The following is a 21,601-nucleotide window of genomic DNA, read 5'->3' on the forward strand; positions in this document are numbered from 1 at the left end:
AAGGATTTTTAAATTATAAATTAATAGTCATATTGACAAAATAAGTTCTTCCGTAGCCATAAAAATATTTGGGTCCAAAAGAAGGAGTTCCGCTGGAAACATCCTGATTCAATTCTCTGAAGTTTGAATTTCTTGCCTGCTCAAACCCGCCTGTTTTATATCTAAAATCAAGTATATTGTTAACACTGGCAAAAAGTCCGATTGTTTTATTGTAAATGCGCCAGGATTTTCCACCGGTTATATTTAAGAGGGATACCGGATTTAATTTTTCTTGTTTTAACAGCATTTTTGCCCGTTCTTCTGAAGCCTCTGGAAAATTAAAACCACTGGCAGGATTGGTATAAAACCGGGAGGTTCTTGAAATTGGAGAAACATCGACATAACTGTTTGTAATGTAATTGAGATTAGCAGAAATCCACCAGAATTTAGGATCACGATATTCTATTCCACATGAAAAAGCCTGTTGCGGCATACCGGATTGTTTGTAATTTTTGAGTAAGGATTTACCAAAATCAAATGTGTTTTCTGTATCTGCAACCGCTGCATTGGCATCATTGGTAATCAAAACATTTGGATTGCTGCTATAGGTGTAACTTCCGTAAGCCGCTGAGAAAATACTTTTAAGAGTAGATGAAACCTGATATTCAAGGCTTAACTCGGCACCGATGTTTTTCTTGTCTAAATTGGTCAGTGTCTGACTCACAAAAGCATCTGTATTGTCATAGCCGGCTCCGTCATCAAAAATTCCTTCGGCATAAAAGAAGGATGTTTTTGTGGTATTTTTTATCAATGCATAATAACCCGAAATACGCATTTTTAGTTTTGGGGAATGGTAAACATAATTGAGATCAGCACTACTTATAGTTTCGTTTTCGATTCCGTTTACAATTGAATTGTTTAGTCTCGAATTAGAAAAAGTATTTCGGAGAGAAGGCGCTTTGGTTTGATGCATTCCACTAAAAAACAACCATTGTTTTCCTGAAATTTTATAGTTAAGTCCGCCTTTGAATCCGAAATTTTCAAAATTTGCTTTTTCGCTTTTGCCGAATGAATTGTCCGGATAAATGCCGTTTTGGTATAAACCTTCTCTCTGGTATTTTGAAGTTGAAAAAGAATTTCCTAAGTAAAAATCGACTTTTCTGTACACAAATCGAAACTGCGTAAAAGCTTCTGCCGTTGTAGCATAAAAATTAAAATTATAGCCATAAGTATCACCGGTTTTTACCTCACGATCCGGGTTTTTTAGATCCGATTGAGATTGGTCTCCTATATAAAATAAATCAATATCCTCAAAATATTCACCACCTAATAAATCCAGAAGATTCTGAAAATTATGTGATTTTAGATTCTTAAAAAGTATTCCTCCGCTAAAAAAAATGTTTTCTGTAAGCTGGGTATTAAGGTTTGAATTAAATGCTAAAGTCTTGTCGTCGGTTCTGTCTTCATAAAGAACATAATGGCTTTTTGAAGGTTCATATCCAGTAATGATTCCTTCCTCATTAACGACAGCTTTTTGATTGGCTTTGTACATTGCATCCCAGTTAATCTGCGAATTTTCTAAAAACAAGGTTTTACTTATTGCCGCATTTTCGTAATCAGGAGTAAATTCTCCCGAAAATTCTCCATTGTCGGCAGCATAAAGTGAACTAAAATAACTGGGCAATTTCCTGTAATAAGTTGGGTCAGGACTGTCTGCATTTTGATAATCAATATTGCTGTTACCGATTTTTCCGAATTGGTACATAACAGCCGAAGTGAGGTTGGTGTGGTCATTTATTTTAAAATAATGATTAAGCATTAATAGTGGCTCTTCTACATTTTTTACTCTTGCATTTCTTTTTTCACCATTTTGATAGCCCCAATAAGAATTGTATTTCTCAGATTTTAGATTGATTACTTCGTTAGTATTAGGAGCATTTTTTCCTCGGACATTTGGGGTGTAAAAACCGGTAAAATTTAAAGAATGTTGCGGGTTTAATTTTTTCTCGACACTTATAAAAAAAGAGTTCGCATTATAATTTGTTCCTTCAAAATAGCCTTCGCCGGCCCAGCGTTTTCCAACAGAAAAGACATACGCCCAACCGGAGGTTTTCATTCCTGAAGCATAGGTAAGCATGGTTCTCCAGTTATAATTTGTATTGGTTCCCGAGAAAGATATCCGGGTTCCTTTTCTATAAGCAGATGCCTGTGTGAAAATTTGCTGAGTACCTAAAATACCACCAAAAGTATAGTCGGAAGGAGCTGCACCTATTGAAAAGTCCTGATTTCTGAGTACATCATTCAATCCACCCCAGTTATTCCATTGTGGTCTGCCGTCAAAAATTTTATTCATTTTCATCCCATTAAGCATCATGGTTGCGTTTTCACTGTCTAATCCACGAACACTGAATCTTGCCTGACCCCAGTTGAATGCTGCTGCCTGTAAAAATGCATCTCTCGAAGATTGTAAAAGTCCGGAGGTAGTTTCAGAAGAGGTATTATTTTCTTCTAAATCGCTTTCTAAAAGCGAAATAATAGTTGTTTGTAAATTTTCTGTTTGATCTTCTTCTAATACTAAGATTCCGAGATTTACTTTTTGCCCAAAATTGGAATTAACTTTTAGTAGTAAATCTTTATAACCCTGAGTGTGTACTAAAAGTAATTGCTCACCAGGAAGAACTGAATGCAGTTCAAATGTTCCGTCTTTTTTGGTGAGTTGCATCAATGTTGAATTTTGAACACTGACTACGGTGTTTTCTAATGGACTTTGAGTTTTAGAATCGATAACCAGCCCTGAAAAAATAGTTTTTTCCTGAGCAGAAGCAATTTTGAAAGTTATAAATAAAGTAAGAACCAATAATTTTTTATGCATGAAACCAAATTTGTTAAAAAAAACCCTTTTCCTGTAAAAGGAAAAGGGTGTAAATAGTTTTTTGACTGAAACTTTGAATTTTCAGAAATTTTAGTCAAAAAAATCAAATTGAGTTTGGAAATATAAATGATTGAAAATAAGAGAATTAGTGGTATTAAAATTTTTCAAACATTAATAACTTTAAAGTTAAGTGTGAATTATATTACAAAGATACTACAAAAATACTTTTTATTTGTTTTTTCCTGTTAAAAATTACTTGTATGCAGAATTATCGTCCTATAAAATTTGAGAAATGATTTGGATTATGCTGATACTTTTATTTTAGAAACCATAAAAGCAATCAAAACACCAAAGATTCCAATAAAGGCAAAAGAAAATTTAAGCCCTAAGGTTTCTGCAACATACCCAATAACAGGAGGACCCATAAGAAATCCAAGGAAACTGACACTCGAAACTATCGTTAAGGCTTCGCCTGCTGACACAGTCGGATTTTTACCTGCAAGGCTGTAAACGGTAGGGACTATAGTAGAAACACCCAGACCAACAATCATAAAAGCAATTGTACAAGGTATAATGTAAGGAAAGAAGACAGCCGTAAAAAGACCCAAAGAAATCATGCAGCCACTAATTTGCATGACGCGTTTTCGGCCAAATTTATTATTCATGGCATCTCCGATAAAGCGTCCGCTGGCCATCATAATCATAAATGAAGTGTAACCTAAAATTACCAAAGCACCCGGAGCTTTTACGATATCTTTAAAATAAATTCCGCTCCAGTCAAACATAACGCCTTCACTTGCCATGCTGCAAAAACCAATTATTCCGAGCCATAATAAGGAGCTGTCTGGTTTGGTAAATAATTTTTTACCTTCTTTCTTGGGTTTAATTTTTTCTTTTGCTTTAACCAAAAATTTAAAATTGAAAGCAACCATCAACAAAACAACAATTCCTACAATTATAAAATGATGGTAAGGAGTTAAATGAAGTGACAGCATACCCAGCCCTACCAAAGCGCCTGTAAATCCGGCAAAACTCCACATACCGTGAAAGGATGACATGATGTTTTTTTTGAAAAGTGTTTCAGTATAAACGCCCTGAGTGTTCACGGCAATATTAGCCAAGTTTCCAAATATACCAAAGGTGAATAATCCCAAGGAAAGCTGAAGCGCACTTGCTGCCAGACCTAAATTGGTCAGACTGAAAACATACATGATTAAAGAGAAAATCAAAATGCGGTGACTACCAAATTTAGTTACCATTTTGCCCGAAAAAGGCATGATAATCAATTGTCCGACCGGAAGTGCAAAAAGAACAGAACCTAATTCTCCCTCGCTTAAATGCAAAGCCGTTTTAATATCCGGAATTCTGCTTGCCCAGGTGGCAAAACTCAAACCCATTCCAAAATAAAACATTCCAACAGCAAAACGAATTCTATTCAAATAGGAAGCTTTTGCCTCACGATAGACTTTTTTGATTTTTCCTTTGGTTTGGAATAAGGCTAATGGATTGAAATCTATCACAGAAATACATTTTAAATTTGTATATACAAAGGTACGGAATTCCTATTTTAAAGTTAAAGAACAACGAATTGTTTATTAAATATACAACGTTATTGTTTATAAATTGTGAATTTAAACCCTTAGTGCTCCCCGAAAACCTCTTGCAGCATAATACGATTCAGCTCCGTTGTGATACACAAAAATAGTTTCATAACGATAATCGCAAAAAAGCGCACCGCCAAGTTTTCTAATTTCAGGAGGCGTTTTTATCCAGCTGGAACTTTTTTGGTCAAATTTTCCAAGCTTTTGTAATTCCCTGTATTGTTCTTCGGATAAAAGTTCAATGCTCATAGCGGCAGCCATGTCAATAACATTGTTTTTTGGTTTGAATTCTTTTCTTGATTCTTGTGCTTCACTGTCAAAACAAACACTTCTGCGTCCTTTTGGGCTTTCTGCAGAACAGTCAAAAAAAATGTATTCGTATGTTTTTTCGTCAAAGCTTACAACATCCGGTTCGCCTCCGGTTTTCTCCATTTCATTAAGAGACCACAATTTTTCAGGATTAGATTCCAGTTTTATCTGCACTTTGTCCCAATCCATATTTTGGTGACGGTTTATGTTTTTCTCAAAACGGGTTTTTAGAGTTTTAAGCAGCTGATCACGTTCTTCCGGTAACAATTCTTTTTTGTTTTTCATGACAAAAAGGTCTTTTAGCAAGTTAGTTTTAATTGAAATTCAGTTGTCAGGCTGAGCGGAGTCGAAGCCCTTTTAAGATCAAAACCTTCAATTCTATTAAGTACGGTAATAATTTCTATATAACATTTATTGTAGATCAATAATTTTTTTCTGCACATTACTCTCAATCGCGGCTTCAATAACCTGCATTACTTTTACACCGTCCTGAGCGGTAACAGGTTCCGGTTTATTATTTACAATCGCATTATAGACACCATCAAAATATTCAAAATAATTGCCCTGAAGTGTTTTGATTTTTTCACGGATTGGTTTTCCATCAATTTCGGTGTGCAAGAGTCCTTCAAAACCGTCTAATTCCGTTCCCCAGGAGTCACGGTTTGGTTTTTTACCTATTTTGAGTTCGTCTTCCTGAACATCGCCACGCTGTTTTAAAAAAGAACCTTTTTTACCGTGAATGGTATAAGCAGGATGTGCTTCTCTCACAAAAAAACCAGCTTTTAAACGTACCCTGAAATCTTCATAAATCAATAACAAATCGATCCAGTCATCTACTACCGAGTTTTCTCTGGTATAACGAATATCTGAAAAAACAGATTTTGGAGAACCAAACAGACAAACGGCCTGATCAATTAAATGAGGCCCTAAATCTTTGAGGATTCCGGCTCCGTCATTGACAGTTTCTTTGTGAGCTTTTGGACTTAATATCGGATTGTATCTGTCAAAATGAAATTCGGCTTCAACCAGATCTCCCAAAACGCCATCGTTAATTACTTTCTGGATCGTTTTAAAATCGCTGTCCCATCTTCTGTTTTGAAAAACGGCCAGTTTTAACCCTTTCTCTTTGGCAATTTGAGCCAGTTCTTCAGCCTCAGCTACGGTTGTGGTAAATGCTTTTTCGACAACAGCATGTTTTCCTGCCAAAAGCACTTTTTTAGCATATTCAAAATGAGTTCCAACAGGTGTATTTACGATAACCAAATCTACATCGTCTGCCAATAATTCATCAATTGAAGGATAACTTTTTACAGTTGGATAATCTTCCTGAATCAGTTTTTTGCTTCTTTCCCATGAACCTAATAATTCAAAACCGGGATGAAGATCTAAAAAAGGAGCGTGAAAAACTTTTCCCGACATTCCGTATGATAATAGTGCTGTTTTTATTTTTTGCATTGTTATATGTTTTTTCTGCTACGTATCCACGAATTTATTTTAAAAACTATAATTCGTAAAGCGTGGCTAATAAATTTATAGTTTAGCTCTTTCGTATTGTTTTGGCCATTGAATATTGTCGTTTAATGCTGCGGCGAAATCTAATGGCAGGTTTGGATTTCTTAGTGATTCTCTGGCAAACAAAATTAAATCGGCCTGACTGTTATTTAAAATTTCTTCAGCTTGTTTGGCTTCGGTAATCAAACCAACTGCTCCGGTTAAAATATCGGCTTCTTTTTTTACTTTTTCTGCAAAAGAAACCTGATAACCCGGGCCAATAGCAATTTTTTGATGTGAAACCAATCCGCCGGATGAAACATCGATTAAATCTACTCCTTTTTCTTTTAATAGTTGCGAAAGCTGTACAGATTCTTCAGGATTCCAGCCTCCTTCCGCCCAGTCTGTAGCTGAAATTCTGACAAACAAAGGCAAATCTGAAGGCCATTCTGACTGAACGGCTTCAACGATTTCAAGAGTAAAACGGCTTCTGTTTTTGAAATTTCCGCCATATTCATCTGTTCTCACATTCGTTAAAGGCGATAAAAACTGATGTAATAAATAACCATGTGCGGCATGGATTTCGATAACCTGATATCCGGCTTCAACGGCTCTTTTAGCAGCGTTTTTAAAATCAGAAATCACTTTTTGAATTCCGGTTTTATCTAAAGCTTCCGGAAGAAATGGTTCATTTTCGTGATAGGGTATTGCGCTTGGAGCGACAGTTTGCCAACCTATATTTGATTCCTCTAACTTTTTATTTCCCAGCCATGGAGCCGAAACACTGGCTTTTCGTCCTGCATGAGCGAGTTGAATTCCGGGGATCGAATTTTGAGAAACTATAAAATCATTTATTTCTTTTAGTTTTTCGATGTGCCCGTCTTTCCAGATTCCCAAATCTGCAGGAGAAATCCTGGCTTCGGGAGAAACGGCTGTGGCTTCCTGAATAATCAAACCTGCGCCACCGCTGGCCCGGCTTCCTAAGTGAACCAAATGCCAATTATTTGCAAATCCGTCTACTGCAGAATATTGGCACATTGGCGAAATAACGATTCGGTTTTTGAACGTAATATTTTTTATAGTAAGTGGTGAGAATAATAATGAAGCCATATCTGTAACTTTTAATGGTTTTAAGCTACCAATTGAATACGATAGCGATTAAAAAGTAAAGTTAAAGCATCTTTGTAAAAGTAGAAATTCAAATGTTTATTAATTAACAAACATTTAAAACCTTATGTATTATATTGCGCTCTCAAATTAAAATAGAAACGTTACTTTTGTGCGTTAAATTAAGAACTAAAAATACAAAATGGATATAGTTATCAAGCTCTCTCAATTTCTATTGAGTTTATCATTACTTATTATTCTTCACGAATTAGGGCATTTTATTCCTGCAAAATTATTTAAAACCAGAGTCGAAAAATTTTATTTGTTTTTTGATGTAAAATTTTCTTTGTTTAAAAAACAAATAGGCGAAACCGTTTACGGAATTGGATGGCTTCCGCTTGGTGGGTATGTAAAAATCTCCGGAATGATTGACGAAAGTATGGACAAAGAGCAAATGGCCCTGCCTCCCCAACCTTGGGAATTTCGTTCGAAACCGGCTTGGCAGCGTTTGATTATTATGTTAGGAGGGGTTACAGTAAACTTTATTCTTGCTTTTATTATATATATAGGTATGGCATTTGTATATGGTGATACCTATATTGCTAATGCTGATTTAAAAGATGGTGTATGGATTGAAAATCCGGCATTGAAAAAAGTTGGATTTAAGACAGGGGACAAAATAATTTCTATCGATGGACAAAAGGTTGAAAATCTTGACAATGATACCAACATGAAAGTGATCATGTCTAAAGAAGTCTTAATTGAAAGAAACGGACAACAACAAACAATTAAAATGCCGACTGATTTTGTTGATCAGCTATCCAAACATGAGAAAGGGTTTTTAATCGCTGCGCGTATTCCTTTTGTTGTTGCAGAAATAGCAGAGGATTCACCTAATAAAAATTTAAAAGCAAAAGACATAATTCTTTCTCTAAATGGAGAAAAGATAAAATATTTTGATCAGAGAACAAGCATTTTATATAAAAATAAAGGGAAAAAGATTTCGGCAGTTATTTTACGTGACTTAAAAGAAATACCAATCACTCTTACAGTATCAAATACAGGGCTATTAGGAGTAAAACCTGGTGAATTAGATATTAAAACATTAGAGAAATTAGGATACTATAAAGTTAGTACAAAAGAATACAGTTTTGCCGAATCTATTCCGGTTGGACTTGAAAAAGGTAAAAACAAGTTAATTGATTACGGAAAACAATTGAAAATGATCTTTAATCCGGCAACAAAAGCGTATAAACAAGTTGGTGGCTTTGCATCAATTTTTGGTATTTTTCCTCCTACTTGGAGCTGGGAAGCTTTCTGGTCAATCACTGCTTTATTGTCGATTATGCTTGGCGTAATGAATTTATTGCCAATTCCGGCCCTTGACGGAGGTCATGTGATGTTTTTATTGTACGAAATTATTAGTGGCAAAAAACCAAGTGATAAATTCCTTGAAAATGCCCAAATGGTTGGTTTCGTAATACTTATAGCACTGCTTTTGTTTGCCAACGGGAACGATATTTACAAGGCAATTGTCAAGTAGAAAAAATATTTTTTAAAAAGAGTTAAAATATTTTTGAGAAACTAAAAAATCAATTATATTTGCACTCGCTAAAAAGAGCAACAACTTCCTCCTTAGCTCAGTTGGTTAGAGCATCTGACTGTTAATCAGAGGGTCCTTGGTTCGAGCCCAAGAGGGGGAGCAAACTTTTTTTAGCAAACATATTTACCTTTAAGGTGATTCCTCCTTAGCTCAGTTGGTTAGAGCATCTGACTGTTAATCAGAGGGTCCTTGGTTCGAGCCCAAGAGGGGGAGCTTATTAAAAGACTATCATGAAAATGATAGTCTTTTTTTTTAAATTAAAAATATGAATTACGTTTATATTCTTCATTCTGCTAAATTAAGTCGATTTTATACTGGCTTTACAGCAAATTTTGATACAAGATTAGATTTTCACTTGAATTCAGAGCAAGAACGAAAATTCACGTATAAAGCAGATGACTGGATTGTTTTTCTGAGAATAGAATGCGAATCAAAGTCGCAAGCTTTGGCGATTGAAAAGCACATCAAAAATATGAAAAGCAAAATCTACATTGAAAACCTATTGCGATATCCTGAAATCATAAATAAATTACTCGAAAAATACAAAGACTGTTAATCAGAGCCCCGAAAGCTTTCGGGGTTGGTTCGAGCCCAAGAGGGGGAGCTTATTAAAAGACTATCATGAAAATGATAGTCTTTTTTTGTTTCGAACCGATTCTATTTTTTAGACATTGCAAGAGCTGTATTTTTACTTTCAAACAATTTAATCATCTCCTCAGCTTTTTCCGGTTGATTGATTGCTTTCAGGGATTTTGCACATCGTAAATAATACACAGGTTCTGAATTTTCTTCAAGACTAAATAGTTCTGAATAGTATTTAGCCGCTGCTTCAAAATCATTTTCAAAATAAAATTTATCGGCAACCTTTTTAAGCATGTCTGCTGATTTGTATCCTTTGTCTACAACATTAGTGTATATGTTTAAAACATTAATGCTTATGGAGTCTTTACTGTATGCAGGAACGGTTGTCTTAATGTTTATCGGCTGAATGGTTTTGTCGGTTTTGACAGTTATTATTTTTGAGGATGCAACAGGTTCGGTAGCTTTAACATGTGCTTTTCGGTATATAGCTGTTACGGTTCTGGTGTTATTGGGGCCTAAATCGTAGGTGTTGACCATGTCGAGTTTTGAGACTTCGTATGTCGTGATTCTTTTTTTTCCGACAGCGAGATTGATTACTTCTTCGACACAATACGATTCTATAACAAGATCTTCGTCGGATTTGTCGTCAAACTTTAAGGGTGCTTTTCGAATATCTGCATTGGTAATTACCTCATTTACCTGACCAAAACTATTCAAAGAAAAAACACCTGCAATTGCTATAAGATGTATCGCATAAGCTTTCATGATAATTAAATAAAAGTTGAGAACAGCAGTGAAATTACGTATAAAGATACTGATTATGTGTTGTTTGTCTTTTGTATTGGCGTTGAAGTACTATTAAAGTCGTTGAAGTGCTGAATTTTAGTTTAAGAGTAATGGTTTTTGAAGTTTTAATCGAAAGAAAAAAAGAGATTATGGTTTTCCATATTAAGAGTATATTTTAAATCAAGTTATTTGTTATAAATATTAATTTAAAAAATTATTATGGAAAAAGTTCAAGCAATTAAGCCAGGTCCAAAACCAAAAACACCTGACGGAACACCCGATGAAAGAAGGCGGGTAACGCCACCAAATCAACCAAAGCATCCAATTTTAAAGCCTCATATTCATAAACCAAAGGATTAAATACGGTAAGTTAGAAGTTGATTAAAACCAAAAAAACCTCTTCCGTTAAGAAGAGGTTTTTGTACCCGGAGCCGGAGTCGAACCGGCACGGTTTCCCACAGGTGTTTGAGACCAGCGCGTCTACCAATTCCGCCATCCGGGCTTAGCAGACGAAAAAACAACTAATAAATCAGTTATTTTAACGCAATAGAATAAGTAATTATGAAGTCATAACTGTGCTTATTCCTTTAACACGGTGCAAATGTAAAAAATAAAATTAAAAGTGCTACTAAAAATACTTAAATTTTTCCTTTCAGTGTCCAATAAATTTTCTAAATTTGCACCTCGTTAAAACGAAGCACACACAACTAACTACACCCGAGGCAATTATATGTATTTTGCTTTACCGAAAATGGTGAAGCCGAATTGTACAAAGAGCAGCGGAGCAAAAACAACAAATTATAATGTCGCACCTAGAACCAGAAGCTAAAATTTTTGCTTGTTCACAAAGTGTTTATCTTGCAGAAAAAATTGCAGAACAATACGGAATTCCGTTAGGAAAAGTAACGATGTCAACGTACAGTGATGGAGAATTTCAGCCGTCTTACGAAGAGTCAATCAGAGGATTACGCGTTTTTATCGTGTGTTCGACTTTTCCAACCGCCGATAATTTGATGGAATTGTTACTAATGATTGATGCAGCAAAACGTGCATCAGCAAGACACATTACAGCTGTTATGCCTTATTTTGGTTGGGCAAGACAGGACAGAAAAGACAAACCAAGAGTTCCGATTGGAGCAAAATTAGTAGCTAATCTATTAGATGCTGCCGGAGCAACAAGAGTAATGACAATGGATTTGCACGCAGATCAAATTCAGGGGTTTTTCGAAAAACCGGTAGATCATTTATTTGCGTCAACCATCTTTTTACCTTATGTAGAAAGTTTAGGATTAGAAAATTTAACTATTGCATCTCCGGATATGGGAGGTTCAAAAAGAGCATATGCTTACTCTAAGTTTTTAGAATCAGATGTAGTAATCTGTTACAAACAAAGAAAAGCAGCCAACGTTATCGATACTATGGAACTGATTGGTGAAGTAAAAGGGCGTAACGTAATATTAGTAGACGACATGATCGATACGGGTGGAACATTAGCGAAAGCCGCAGATTTAATGATCGAAAAAGGAGCATTAAGCGTTAGAGCAATTTGTACACACGCTATTCTTTCAGGAGGAGCCTACGAAAAAATTGAGAATTCTAAGTTAAGCGAATTAATCGTAACAGATTCTATTCCTTTAAAGAGACATTCAGATAAAATAAGAGTGGTGAGTTGTGCACCTCTTTTTGCCGAAGTTATGCACATGGTGCACCACAACAATTCCATTAGTGGGAAATTTATAATGTAGTCATTGCGACACATACATTATAGGAAACAGAATATTTATTAATAACTATATTTTTTTTACAATGAAATCGATTACAATTAAAGGATCAGAAAGAGAAAGCGTGGGCAAAGTGTCAACTAAAGCCTTACGTAATGCTGGAGCGGTTCCTTGCGTGTTATACGGAGGAAATCAGGCAGTACACTTCTCAGCAGACGCTGCAGCGTTCAAAAACTTGGTTTACACTCCAAATGCACACACAGTTGTGATTGAGCTTGGAAAAGGAAAATCATTCAATGCAATTTTGCAGGATATTCAGGTTCACCCGGTATCTGACAAAATTTTACACATCGACTTCTTCCAATTATTTGATGATAAAGAAATCACAATGGAAGTTCCTGTGAAAATCGTTGGTACATCTAAAGGTGTTCTTGCAGGTGGTGTTTTACGTTTAAACACTCGTAAATTAAAAGTTAAAGCTTTGCCTAAAAATCTTCCTGATTTTGTTGAAGCTGACATTACACCACTTGAAATGGGTAACAAATTATATGTTACTAAAGTTGGTTCTCCGGAATACAAAGTAATGCACCCGGATAACACAGTTGTAGCTCAGGTAAGAATTTCTCGTGCTGCTATGAAAGCTGCTCAGGAAGCTGCAAAAGCTGCAAAAGCTCCTGCAAAAGGAAAGAAAAAATAATTTTTTTCAAATCAATACAAAAGCATCAATCGAAAGGTTGGTGCTTTTTTTTAGCTTATAAGTTTCTAAGATACTGAGATACTAAGATTTTTTCCCAGGGTTGTTTTAGAAGCAGAAAATATTCGTTTTTATAAGACGTGACGTTCCTGCCATCCGCTAAATCTTTTCCCGGCTAAAGGAGCCGGAAAAAGGATACCGCTCCTGTCAGGGCTAGCAAGACAGTATCTTTTTCATAATTTTCTAAGATGATGAGATTCCAGGAAAAACTTTTTTTGTCAAGACCTTATAGAATTTTTAGAATTCAATAAATCTGCTCCATCTGCAAAATCTTCGAGAAACCTTTTAAGCTGACTCTGTGATTAAAACACAACCAGCAGAAATTATCTAATTGACACATTTTCTAATTCCCTAATTAACCTTACTTTTGCAAACATGATAAAATGGATAAACAACCTGTTTTCATCAACATCGAAAGAAGAGAACACAGAAGAGAATATGAAACCGGAGGTTCACGAACACCAAAAAAACAATATAAAAAGCGTGAGTAAAAAATATTTAATTGTCGGATTAGGAAATATTGGTGCCGAATACGTAAACACAAGACATAATATCGGATTTAAAGTCCTGGATTTTTTAGCCAGAAAAGAAAGTCTTTCATTCGAAACTGTAAAATTGGGTTCGTTGGCTGAATATAAATTTAAAGGAAGAACCTTTTTTCTGCTTAAGCCAAATACCTACATGAACCTGAGCGGAAAAGCAGTAAAATACTGGATCGACAAAGAAAATATTCCGTTAGAAAATGTTCTGATAATTACAGATGATTTAAACTTGTCTTTCGGAACTATCCGCATCAAGCCGAAAGGAAGCGATGGAGGTCACAACGGACTTAAAAACATTAATTTAGTTTTAAATACACAACAATACACACGCTTTAGATTCGGAATTAGCGATCAGTTCAAAAAAGGACAACAGGTTGACTACGTTTTAGGAGACTGGGATGAAGAGGAAAAAGCAAAATTACCTGAAAGGCTCGAAGTCGCTTCAGAAATTATCAAATCTTTTGGTACAGCAGGATTAGAAAATACAATGACAACTTTTAACGGGAAGTAAAGGCTTTTACATCGATTTTAGTGTAAAAACAACAATTATCACTTAACTAAATTCAATTATAACGAAATAGAATTTTCTATTCCAAAGTTAAATGTATAAATTTGAATAAATTATTATAAATCATAAAATCATATATCATGGCTTTTGAATTACCACAATTACCTTATGCATATGACGCATTAGAACCACATATTGATGCACGCACAATGGAGATCCACCATTCTAAACATCATAATGCTTACACAACAAATCTTAACGCTGCAATTGCAGGTACAGATTTAGAAGGAAAAACAATAGAAAATATCTTAATCAATTTAGATAAATCTAACGCAGCAGTGCGTAATAACGGTGGAGGTTTTTACAACCACAATTTATTCTGGACAGTTATGTCTCCAAACGGTGGCGGATTACCAACAGGTGATTTGTTAGCTGCAATTGAGGCTTCTTTTGGAACTTTCGAAGAGTTTAAAGCGAAATTTGCTAAAGCTGGTGCAACGCAATTCGGTTCAGGATGGGCCTGGTTAACAGTTCAAAAAGGAGGAAAATTAGAAGTTGTAGGTACTCCAAATCAAGATAATCCATTAATGCCGGAAGTTGCTGGTAACGGTGGAACTCCAATCTTAGGAATGGACGTTTGGGAACATGCTTACTACTTAAACTACCAAAACAGAAGACCAGATTATATTGAAGCTTTCTTTAGTGTAATTAATTGGACAGAAGTTGCAAGAAGATTTGCTTTAGATAAATAAGAAAATAAAGTAAAGAATAAAAAAAGACGAGTGCCGAAAGGTACTCGTCTTTTTTTTATTTATAAGTCTAGTCTTTATTCTATAATCTTTATTCTTTTTATCTAAAAAAGAAAATAAAAAAGGCGGAATCTCTTCCGCCTTTTTTGCCCCAAATTTACCATATACTTAACCTACTTAATTTTATGGTAGATCAAATGTATGGTACTATATTATTTATTTCAAATATTTCTGATTAAATGCAATAATATCCGATTAACTGATTGGTTTCTAAAAATTTAAATTTATCCCAATAAAAAAGGTGAGATTGCTCCCACCTTTTTTGCCCCAAATCTACCATAAACTTAACCTACTAATGTTATGGTTCTCCAAAGATATATTAGCATTGCAGTTTTCCCAAAAATATAGGATGAAATGCATAAAAATCCGATGAAATGCATTTTTTAACTTTTTATTTAGTATGCTCTTGCGTTTTTTCCTTCATAAAAGTTAATAAACGCTCTATTTACAACACGATTTCCGCCTGGAGTTGGATACTCTCCGGTGAAATACCAGTCGCCAAGATTTTTCGGACAGGCAATGTGTAAGTCTTCTACTTTTTGGAAGATAATTTTTACTTCGGCATTGATTTCAGGAGAGCTTAACATCTCGGCAATTCTGTCTGAAACTTCTTCAGGAGTAAATTGATCATAAATCGCTGTTACATAATTTACAACATCTGTATCTGCGTAATTTTCCTGTGCTTTACATTTTGCATATACTTCATCAACGATATGATATAAATTTCTTTCTTTCAATAAATCCAAAGCCGCTCTAAAAGCAACAAGGCCTTCCAGTTTTGCCATATCAATTCCGTAACAATCAGGGTAACGAATTTGTGGTGCCGAAGAAACAATTACGATACGTTTTGGTTTCAAGCGATCCATCATTTTAATGATGCTCATTTTTAATGTTGTACCACGAACAATACTATCGTCAATAATGACCAAATTATCTTCTGGCTTAATCACTCCGTATGTAACATCATATACGTGAGCTACTAAATCGTCACGGCTGCTGTCTTCTGTAATAAAGGTTCTAAGTTTCGCATCTTTAATGGCAACTTTCTCTGTACGTATTTTTACAGCTAAAAGTTCCTGAAGTGTCTCAGCGGTTAATGTATTTCTGTTTTCTAAGATATAATTGTTCTTTCTTTGGTTTAAGAAATCCTGGGCTGCTTCAACCAATCCATAAAAAGAGGTTTCAGCTGTATTTGGAATATAAGAGAAAACGGTGTTATCTGTATCGCTGTCAATTGCTTTAAGAACTGCAGGCAAAATTAATTTTCCTAAATTTTTACGTTCCTGGTAAATTTCAGCATCACTTCCTCTTGAAAAGTAGATTCTTTCAAAAGAACAAGCCTTTTTAACGGTTGGTTCCAGAATTTGATTCATGGTAACTTTTCCGCTTTTCTTTATAATTAAGGCATTTCCAGGTTCAATTTCCTTAACGCTTTCAAACGGAACATTAAATACAGTTTGAATAACAGGTCTTTCTGAAGCTACAACAACAACTTCGTCATCCTGATAGAAATAGGCCGGACGAATACCCGCCGGATCTCTAAAAACAAATGCGTCTCCGTGCCCTAATAAACCAGCCATTGCGTAACCACCATCTAAATTTTTAGCTGAGCGTGTTAGTATTTTTGCAAGATCCAGGCGTTCTGCAATTACCGGAGAGGCTTCTCTTTTTGAATATCCTTCTGCTTTACAGTCCTGATACAATTGCATTACTTCTTTATCTAAAAAGTGACCAATTTTTTCCATCACAGTAACGGTATCAGCCATTTCTTTTGGATGTTGTCCAAGTTCAACCAGATTTTGAAAGAGTTCTTTAACATTTGTCATATTAAAGTTTCCTGCCAAAATCAGATTACGGTGCATCCAGTTACTCTGACGTAAAAAAGGGTGTACGCTTTCGATGCTGTTTTTGCCGAAAGTTCCGTAGCGCACATGTCCTAAAAACAATTCTCCTATATAAGGTATGTTCGCTTTTAATTCTTTTATATTGTCATTCAGTTCAGGATTTGCTTTTAGTTCCTCACTAATACGTTCATTGATTTGTTTGAAAACATCCTGGATTGGCTGTGAGTGGTTTGAACGAACCCTGCTGATATAACGTTCACCAGGTTCTACATCTAATTTGATACTTGCAAAACCGGCACCATCCTGACCACGGTTGTGCTGTTTTTCCATCATCAGGTACATTTTCTGAATTCCGTAAAAAGCAGTTCCGTATTTTTCTTTGTAATACTCAAGCGGTTTAAGAAGTCTGACTAAGGCTATACCACATTCGTGTTTTAAAGCGTCGCTCATTGTTTTTGTATTTGTGTTGTTGTAAGTTGTGTGTATTAACGTAATAAAAAAGCCCCGTTTTACCGAGGCTCGTAAGCATTATATTTCTATGTCAAACTGAGTTAACGACTTAAATTGTTGTAATCGAATCGCTACTTCGGCTTTACTTAATGTTTCCATCCTCTCGGTTCCAAATTTCTCTACGCAGAACGAAGCTAAATTTGAGCCGTAAATAATTGCGTTTTTCATGTTTCCAAATGAAATGTTTTCACTTTGCGCAATAAATCCTGAAAATCCACCTGCGAAAGTATCTCCCGCTCCGGTTGGATCAAAAACTTCTTCAAGCGGTAAAGCCGGCGCAAAGAACACTTCTCTGTTGTGGAATAAAAGCGCACCGTGTTCTCCTTTTTTGATCACTACGTATTTTGGTCCCATTTCCTGAATTTTAGCAGCCGCTTTTACTAATGAATATTCACCCGAAAGCTGTCTTGCTTCTTCGTCATTGATTGTAATAACGTCAACACGTTTGATAACCTCCAGTAATTCCGGAAGAGCACAGTCCATCCAAAAGTTCATGGTGTCTAAAACCACTAATTTTGGTTTTTTGTCCATTTGATCCAAAACACTGCTTTGTACCAACGGGTGTAAGTTTCCTAACATTACAACATCAGCATCTTTAAAGTTTTGAGGAACTTTTGGCTGAAAATCAGCTAAAACATTTAACTCTGTTACCAAAGTGTCTCTTGAATTAAGATCGTTGTGGTATAAACCGCTCCAGAAAAAGGTTTTTCCGCCTTTTACAATTTCGATACCCGAGATATCGATATTTTTTGAAGTCAGTAAATCTAAATGTTCCTGAGGAAAATCGTCGCCAACTACAGAAACTATGGCTGATTGCAGGTTGAAAAATGAGGCTGATAAACCAATGTATGTTGCAGCACCACCTAATATTTTATCTGTTTTTCCGAAAGGAGTTTCAATCGCGTCGAAAGCAACTGTTCCAACAATCAATAATTTATTCATTTTATGAATTTCGAATTAAGGTGCAAAGATACTTCATAAGTTACAATATTGCAACGGTTTGTAATCTCAAAATTTTCATAAAAAAACGACAACGATTTCGAGGTAAAACTCTTGTAAATGAATTGTTTAAAATTGTTTTTTCAGAAAGCTTAAAATATGTTTTCCTGATTTAAAATGCAACTTATATTTTGTAAATGTTTTTAGTTAGATTTGTTTATATATGAATCCTAACGATGAAGAAAATTTTATTTTTATTGCTGTTTTGCTTTTTGTTTTCTTGTGAAAAAAAAGAACCTAATTTTTCTGAAGATATGATTGAAAAATTATCAGTTATGCAGGAATATAAAGATGGGAAATTATTACCATCCATATATTTGGGCTTGGATTTATATGGTTTTACAAAAACAATGAAGTTTATGAAACCAACAATCATGAATTATTCTTTTTTTATAAAGAGTACTATTTTAAAAAATTTAAATCCTTTGAAGATTTTTTAAGCGCAGTTCTAAACAAAAATTTTGTTTTGGATAAAGAATTGTTTAAAAAGCGAATTTATCTGGTAAGTTTTAAACTCAACCCAGTTATAGAAAAAGAATATTCAGATTTAGGATTTGATAAATTTTTAAAAAAATATTCGAAACCATCAATTAGAAAAGATGAACTAGAACTGAATAAATCAGTTATAAAGACTGGTGGATATTCGACAATAAAATATTTGTTATTTTTAAATAGATATGATGTTAGCGTGGATTGCTATATCGGAAAAGATTACATAAGGAAAAGGGGAGATGCTTTTAAATAATTCACACCTGATATTTCTTATTAAAATAATTCTTTAAAACCCCAACCTGAACCAAAATCATAAAAGGAACAATTAAGATTGCATACAATGTAGTTTTAGAAATATGAATCCCGGAAACAGTTGCCGAAATTTTATCGGTATACGATTTTCCAATTTCTATATTATTTTCTGCTCCGGCAAAAAAGATATTATAAAGGACCAAAACAGCCAAAGCAATTCCGATAAAAATCCATGTTGAAATGGAAATCAAAGGTTTATAAGGCTTAATTTTTGCTTTTTCAGCCACAAGAATATGTGACATTAAATTGGACGTAAAGTCGGCAGATGGCGATTCCAAAGTGTTTTCGGCCATCATTTTCTCAATTAGATTTTCTATTTCTTTATCATTTTCTTTCATAACATTCTATTATTTCTGGTTCTAATTGCTGTTTCAAAATTACAGCTAATTTTTGTCGGCTTCTAAATAATTTTACCTTGACATTATTAGCATTAATATTCATGATTTTACCTATTTCTTCTAAATTCTGATCTTCAAAATAAAATAAAGTTAGGAGAAAATTCTCGTCACTTGGTAATAAATTTAGACAATTCTGAATCGTCTGCTTTCGTTCTTTCTCTTCCAAAGCACTTAAAGCATTGTCCATCGTTTTAATTAAGTGTGCCGAAAATTCATCTATCGAAATATTGTTTTCATCCTTTTTGCTTTTCTTCAGACGATCTAAACAGGTGTTATATGCTATTTTGTAAATCCAGGTCGAAAATTTAGAAACGCCTTTAAATTTACTCAGTGAATTATATATTTTGATAAATGTGTCCTGAGCAACTTCTTCTGCTTCTTCTCTGTTTTTGACCATTTTCAGGGCCAATGTAAAAATCATATCCTTATAACGGTCAATCAGCACGGCAAAAGAACTTGTTTCGCCCTGAAGGATTTTATCGATATAATGTTGATCAGGTATTGTACTCATATTATATAGGACGACAATTTGTTCTTTGAGGTTACAAGAATTTTAAAAATAAATTCCAGTTTTTTAAATTTCCAAAATTTCAACTTCGATATTTTACATATATAATTAAGGATTGAACTTTGACAAAAACTTACATTTATAAAATGGTTCATGCGTTTTGTCATTTCGACTCGTATTTTGAAATTAAATGCTTTTAATGATGTTTAAAATTAGCTGAAAATCAGTAGGTTTTCGAGTTTTTAATTTAAAAATTGAAATTTTTCACCAAAACCTGTAACCTCAATTTAAAAGATATCGTCATATGAAGTATCAATCAATTAAAACAATATAAATTATGGGACCGGAAATATTAGTACCATTTAGTTTTTGTGCAACAATCTTTGGGATTGTCTATCTTATTTACTCAACAAGAAACAGAGAACGTCTGGCTCTTATCGAAAAAGGTGTTGATGCCAGTATATTTTTAAAAGGAAGAGGGAAAGGCGGTTCTGCCTGGAAAATTTTTGTTGTAAATCTTGCTTTCTTGTTAATAGGCAGTGGTGTCGGAATTTTTATTGCTTTGTTAATTACAACCTACACTTCATTAAATGATGGAGCGGTTTACCCTTCAATTATTTTTGTAATGGCCGGTATTGGACTTTTGGTTGGCTTTAAAACAGCAAAAGATATTGATAAAGAAGGATAAAAAAATGAAGTAAGTAACGAAAAAACGCATCAAAAATTATTTGATGCGTTTTTTTATTCTTTAGATCCAATGGTTTCGTAATATGTGTCTACAGAAAGTTTAGGCTGCATCGATGCCATTACAGCCAATTGATCACAGCGTTCGTTTTGAGGATGATTATTATGGCCTTTAATCCATTTGAAATCAACCTGATGTTTGCGATAAACAACTAAAAACCGTTTCCATAAATCTGGATTCTTTCTGCCTGCAAATTTCTTTTTTTCCCAGCCTAAAATCCATTTCTTCTCAACGGAATCGACAACATATTTTGAGTCTGAAATCACAAGGACTTTCATATTTGGCTTTTTCAGTTTTTCTAAACCAACAATTACAGCCAAAAGTTCCATTCGGTTATTTGTTGTTAAACGAAAACCTTCATAAAACTCTTTTTTATGGGGTGTTCCAACTAATTCCATAACGACTCCATAGCCGCCATTACCGGGATTTCCTTTTGCAGCGCCGTCTGTATATATGTGTACTTCGTGAGTCATTGTTTTGTATTTCAGATTTCAGATTGATTAAACTAATCTAAAATTGATTTTTTGTATTGTAATTATTTTGGATTGGTATTCATTCGCTTAATAACCTTTGAATAATCTCAGGGAAATGTTTTTGTTCTAATTCATGGATTTTCTCTGCGACTGTTTCGGGAGTATCCTGGTCGGTTAGGGCAACATTTGCCTGAAAAATAATGGCACCTTCGTCATAATGTTCGTTTACATAATGGATAGAAATCCCTGTTTCTTTTTCCTTATTATTGACTATAGCCCTGTGTATGTGTATTCCGTACATACCTTTCCCTCCATAATTAGGTAAAAGTGCAGGGTGAATATTGATAATTTTATTTGGATACAGTTCAATTATGTTTTCAGGGAATTTCAATAAAAATCCAGCCAGAACGATCAGATCCGGGTTGATTTCCTGTATTTTTTGTAATACATTTCGTTCTAAAAGTTCGTTTTTTGAGAAGATTTCGACAGGAATTTGATGATTTTTTGCTCTTTCAATGACTTTTGCATTTGGATTATTTGTAAAGACAGAAACGACCTTTGCAATTTTGGTTTCTTTAAAGTGTTTGATAATATTTTCTGCATTACTTCCTGAACCTGAGGCAAAAACAACAATTTTTTTCATAATCAAATTTATT

General features: G+C 34.5%; 22 protein-coding genes and 3 tRNA genes. 12 read left to right on the forward strand and 13 right to left on the reverse strand.

All coding sequences use genetic code 11. The features are described 5' to 3' along the window. Window positions 1–13 precede the first annotated feature (13 nt). From JE46_RS04155 to JE46_RS04175, 5 genes are all read right to left on the reverse strand, one after another. Window positions 14–2,851, reverse strand: coding sequence for a carboxypeptidase-like regulatory domain-containing protein (locus tag JE46_RS04155; protein ID WP_031454008.1), 2,838 nt, complete (start codon window positions 2,849–2,851; stop codon window positions 14–16). A 302-nt stretch (window positions 2,852–3,153) separates the two neighbouring features. Then, window positions 3,154–4,371 carry an MFS transporter gene (locus JE46_RS04160; protein ID WP_031454009.1) on the reverse strand — a complete coding sequence of 406 codons (1,218 nt, stop codon included), beginning with the start codon at window positions 4,369–4,371 and terminating at the stop codon, window positions 3,154–3,156. Between the two features lie 111 nt (window positions 4,372–4,482). Then, window positions 4,483–5,046, reverse strand: coding sequence for a DUF4256 domain-containing protein (locus JE46_RS04165; protein WP_031454010.1), 564 nt, complete (start codon window positions 5,044–5,046; stop codon window positions 4,483–4,485). 126 nt (window positions 5,047–5,172) lie between these two features. Continuing rightward, a complete protein-coding gene (locus JE46_RS04170; RefSeq protein ID WP_031454011.1) occupies window positions 5,173–6,216 on the reverse strand; it encodes a Gfo/Idh/MocA family oxidoreductase in 1,044 nt (347 codons plus the stop codon). Between the two features lie 75 nt (window positions 6,217–6,291). Next, entirely contained in the window at window positions 6,292–7,362 is a 1,071-nt protein-coding gene (locus tag JE46_RS04175) for an NADH:flavin oxidoreductase/NADH oxidase (protein ID WP_031454012.1), read from the reverse strand. Between the two features lie 199 nt (window positions 7,363–7,561). Between JE46_RS04175 and rseP the strand changes: the two genes are divergently transcribed. The 4 genes from rseP (at window position 7,562) to JE46_RS04195 (ending at window position 9,518) form a co-directional block, all read left to right on the forward strand. After that, window positions 7,562–8,902 carry an RIP metalloprotease RseP gene (gene rseP, locus JE46_RS04180; protein WP_031454013.1) on the forward strand — a complete coding sequence of 447 codons (1,341 nt, stop codon included), beginning with the start codon at window positions 7,562–7,564 and terminating at the stop codon, window positions 8,900–8,902. Between the two features lie 86 nt (window positions 8,903–8,988). Next, window positions 8,989–9,062, forward strand: a tRNA-Asn gene (locus JE46_RS04185). 39 nt (window positions 9,063–9,101) lie between these two features. Next, window positions 9,102–9,175 (forward strand) — tRNA-Asn (locus tag JE46_RS04190). Between the two features lie 52 nt (window positions 9,176–9,227). Beyond that, on the forward strand, window positions 9,228–9,518 hold the full coding sequence (locus tag JE46_RS04195) for a GIY-YIG nuclease family protein (RefSeq protein ID WP_031454014.1): 291 nt from the start codon (window positions 9,228–9,230) through the stop codon (window positions 9,516–9,518). Between the two features lie 101 nt (window positions 9,519–9,619). Here JE46_RS04195 and JE46_RS04200 read toward each other — a convergent pair whose 3' ends face one another. After that, complete coding sequence (locus JE46_RS04200) at window positions 9,620–10,309, reverse strand: hypothetical protein (protein WP_031454015.1); 690 nt, start codon at window positions 10,307–10,309, stop codon at window positions 9,620–9,622. 240 nt (window positions 10,310–10,549) lie between these two features. Here JE46_RS04200 and JE46_RS24230 point away from each other — a divergent pair, with 240 nt between their 5' ends. Next, window positions 10,550–10,690, forward strand: coding sequence for a hypothetical protein (locus tag JE46_RS24230; RefSeq protein WP_167343417.1), 141 nt, complete (start codon window positions 10,550–10,552; stop codon window positions 10,688–10,690). A 62-nt stretch (window positions 10,691–10,752) separates the two neighbouring features. On the opposite strand, the gene JE46_RS04205 is transcribed toward JE46_RS24230, so the two are convergent. After that, window positions 10,753–10,832: transfer RNA gene (locus tag JE46_RS04205), tRNA-Leu, on the reverse strand. A 301-nt stretch (window positions 10,833–11,133) separates the two neighbouring features. Between JE46_RS04205 and JE46_RS04210 the strand changes: the two genes are divergently transcribed. From JE46_RS04210 to JE46_RS04225, 4 genes are all read left to right on the forward strand, one after another. Next, a complete protein-coding gene (locus tag JE46_RS04210) occupies window positions 11,134–12,075 on the forward strand; it encodes a ribose-phosphate pyrophosphokinase (protein ID WP_031454016.1) in 942 nt (313 codons plus the stop codon). Window positions 12,076–12,136: 61 nt separating this feature from the next. Beyond that, on the forward strand, window positions 12,137–12,748 hold the full coding sequence (locus JE46_RS04215; protein WP_031454017.1) for a 50S ribosomal protein L25/general stress protein Ctc: 612 nt from the start codon (window positions 12,137–12,139) through the stop codon (window positions 12,746–12,748). A gap of 432 nt (window positions 12,749–13,180) precedes the next feature. Beyond that, window positions 13,181–13,858 carry an aminoacyl-tRNA hydrolase gene (gene pth / locus JE46_RS04220; protein ID WP_031454018.1) on the forward strand — a complete coding sequence of 226 codons (678 nt, stop codon included), beginning with the start codon at window positions 13,181–13,183 and terminating at the stop codon, window positions 13,856–13,858. A 137-nt stretch (window positions 13,859–13,995) separates the two neighbouring features. Further along, entirely contained in the window at window positions 13,996–14,607 is a 612-nt protein-coding gene (locus JE46_RS04225) for a superoxide dismutase (RefSeq protein WP_031454019.1), read from the forward strand. 452 nt (window positions 14,608–15,059) lie between these two features. On the opposite strand, the gene JE46_RS04230 is transcribed toward JE46_RS04225, so the two are convergent. Continuing rightward, window positions 15,060–16,958 (reverse strand): amidophosphoribosyltransferase, encoded by a 1,899-nt coding sequence (locus tag JE46_RS04230; RefSeq protein ID WP_031454020.1) that lies wholly within the window; start codon window positions 16,956–16,958, stop codon window positions 15,060–15,062. 78 nt (window positions 16,959–17,036) lie between these two features. Next, window positions 17,037–17,960 (reverse strand): PfkB family carbohydrate kinase, encoded by a 924-nt coding sequence (locus JE46_RS04235; RefSeq protein WP_031454021.1) that lies wholly within the window; start codon window positions 17,958–17,960, stop codon window positions 17,037–17,039. Window positions 17,961–18,193: 233 nt separating this feature from the next. Here JE46_RS04235 and JE46_RS04240 point away from each other — a divergent pair, with 233 nt between their 5' ends. Next, window positions 18,194–18,457, forward strand: coding sequence for a hypothetical protein (locus JE46_RS04240; protein ID WP_031454022.1), 264 nt, complete (start codon window positions 18,194–18,196; stop codon window positions 18,455–18,457). Between the two features lie 26 nt (window positions 18,458–18,483). Then, window positions 18,484–18,762 (forward strand): hypothetical protein, encoded by a 279-nt coding sequence (locus tag JE46_RS04245; RefSeq protein WP_031454023.1) that lies wholly within the window; start codon window positions 18,484–18,486, stop codon window positions 18,760–18,762. 1 nt (window position 18,763) lies between these two features. Here the strand turns inward: JE46_RS04245 and JE46_RS04250 are convergent, their stop codons facing one another. Then, window positions 18,764–19,159, reverse strand: a complete 396-nt coding sequence (locus tag JE46_RS04250; protein ID WP_031454024.1) for a hypothetical protein — start codon at window positions 19,157–19,159, stop codon at window positions 18,764–18,766. Next, window positions 19,146–19,730 carry an RNA polymerase sigma factor gene (locus JE46_RS04255; RefSeq protein WP_031454025.1) on the reverse strand — a complete coding sequence of 195 codons (585 nt, stop codon included), beginning with the start codon at window positions 19,728–19,730 and terminating at the stop codon, window positions 19,146–19,148. Before JE46_RS04255 ends, JE46_RS04250 begins: the two co-directional genes overlap by 14 nt. Before the next feature lie 334 nt (window positions 19,731–20,064). On the opposite strand from JE46_RS04255, the gene JE46_RS04260 reads away from it, so the two are divergent. Beyond that, window positions 20,065–20,415, forward strand: a complete 351-nt coding sequence (locus tag JE46_RS04260) for a DUF6249 domain-containing protein (protein ID WP_031454026.1) — start codon at window positions 20,065–20,067, stop codon at window positions 20,413–20,415. A gap of 53 nt (window positions 20,416–20,468) precedes the next feature. Here JE46_RS04260 and rnhA read toward each other — a convergent pair whose 3' ends face one another. Further along, the gene (gene rnhA, locus JE46_RS04265) at window positions 20,469–20,945 is read right to left on the reverse strand and encodes a ribonuclease HI (protein WP_031454027.1); all 477 of its coding nucleotides are present in this window, start codon (window positions 20,943–20,945) and stop codon (window positions 20,469–20,471) included. Between the two features lie 79 nt (window positions 20,946–21,024). Beyond that, window positions 21,025–21,588, reverse strand: coding sequence for a phosphoribosylglycinamide formyltransferase (gene purN, locus JE46_RS04270; RefSeq protein WP_031454028.1), 564 nt, complete (start codon window positions 21,586–21,588; stop codon window positions 21,025–21,027). Window positions 21,589–21,601 lie beyond the last annotated feature (13 nt).

This window comes from Flavobacterium chungangense LMG 26729, assembly GCF_000735715.2.
Taxonomy (GTDB): Bacteria; Bacteroidota; Bacteroidia; order Flavobacteriales; family Flavobacteriaceae; genus Flavobacterium; species Flavobacterium chungangense.

Coding starts and splice junctions, on each gene's coding strand:
- JE46_RS04155 (WP_031454008.1), bottom strand. CDS start 2,851: ATGCATAAAAAATTATTGGTTCTTACTTTATTTATAACTTTCAAAATT.
- JE46_RS04165 (WP_031454010.1), bottom strand. CDS start 5,046: ATGAAAAACAAAAAAGAATTGTTACCGGAAGAACGTGATCAGCTGCTT.
- JE46_RS04170 (WP_031454011.1), bottom strand. CDS start 6,216: ATGCAAAAAATAAAAACAGCACTATTATCATACGGAATGTCGGGAAAA.
- JE46_RS04175 (WP_031454012.1), bottom strand. CDS start 7,362: ATGGCTTCATTATTATTCTCACCACTTACTATAAAAAATATTACGTTC.
- rseP (WP_031454013.1), top strand. CDS start 7,562: ATGGATATAGTTATCAAGCTCTCTCAATTTCTATTGAGTTTATCATTA.
- JE46_RS04195 (WP_031454014.1), top strand. CDS start 9,228: ATGAATTACGTTTATATTCTTCATTCTGCTAAATTAAGTCGATTTTAT.
- JE46_RS04200 (WP_031454015.1), bottom strand. CDS start 10,309: ATGAAAGCTTATGCGATACATCTTATAGCAATTGCAGGTGTTTTTTCT.
- JE46_RS24230 (WP_167343417.1), top strand. CDS start 10,550: ATGGAAAAAGTTCAAGCAATTAAGCCAGGTCCAAAACCAAAAACACCT.
- JE46_RS04210 (WP_031454016.1), top strand. CDS start 11,134: ATGTCGCACCTAGAACCAGAAGCTAAAATTTTTGCTTGTTCACAAAGT.
- JE46_RS04215 (WP_031454017.1), top strand. CDS start 12,137: ATGAAATCGATTACAATTAAAGGATCAGAAAGAGAAAGCGTGGGCAAA.
- pth (WP_031454018.1), top strand. CDS start 13,181: ATGATAAAATGGATAAACAACCTGTTTTCATCAACATCGAAAGAAGAG.
- JE46_RS04225 (WP_031454019.1), top strand. CDS start 13,996: ATGGCTTTTGAATTACCACAATTACCTTATGCATATGACGCATTAGAA.
- JE46_RS04230 (WP_031454020.1), bottom strand. CDS start 16,958: ATGAGCGACGCTTTAAAACACGAATGTGGTATAGCCTTAGTCAGACTT.
- JE46_RS04235 (WP_031454021.1), bottom strand. CDS start 17,960: ATGAATAAATTATTGATTGTTGGAACAGTTGCTTTCGACGCGATTGAA.
- JE46_RS04240 (WP_031454022.1), top strand. CDS start 18,194: ATGAAGAAAATTTTATTTTTATTGCTGTTTTGCTTTTTGTTTTCTTGT.
- JE46_RS04250 (WP_031454024.1), bottom strand. CDS start 19,159: ATGAAAGAAAATGATAAAGAAATAGAAAATCTAATTGAGAAAATGATG.
- JE46_RS04255 (WP_031454025.1), bottom strand. CDS start 19,730: ATGAGTACAATACCTGATCAACATTATATCGATAAAATCCTTCAGGGC.
- JE46_RS04260 (WP_031454026.1), top strand. CDS start 20,065: ATGGGACCGGAAATATTAGTACCATTTAGTTTTTGTGCAACAATCTTT.
- rnhA (WP_031454027.1), bottom strand. CDS start 20,945: ATGACTCACGAAGTACACATATATACAGACGGCGCTGCAAAAGGAAAT.
- purN (WP_031454028.1), bottom strand. CDS start 21,588: ATGAAAAAAATTGTTGTTTTTGCCTCAGGTTCAGGAAGTAATGCAGAA.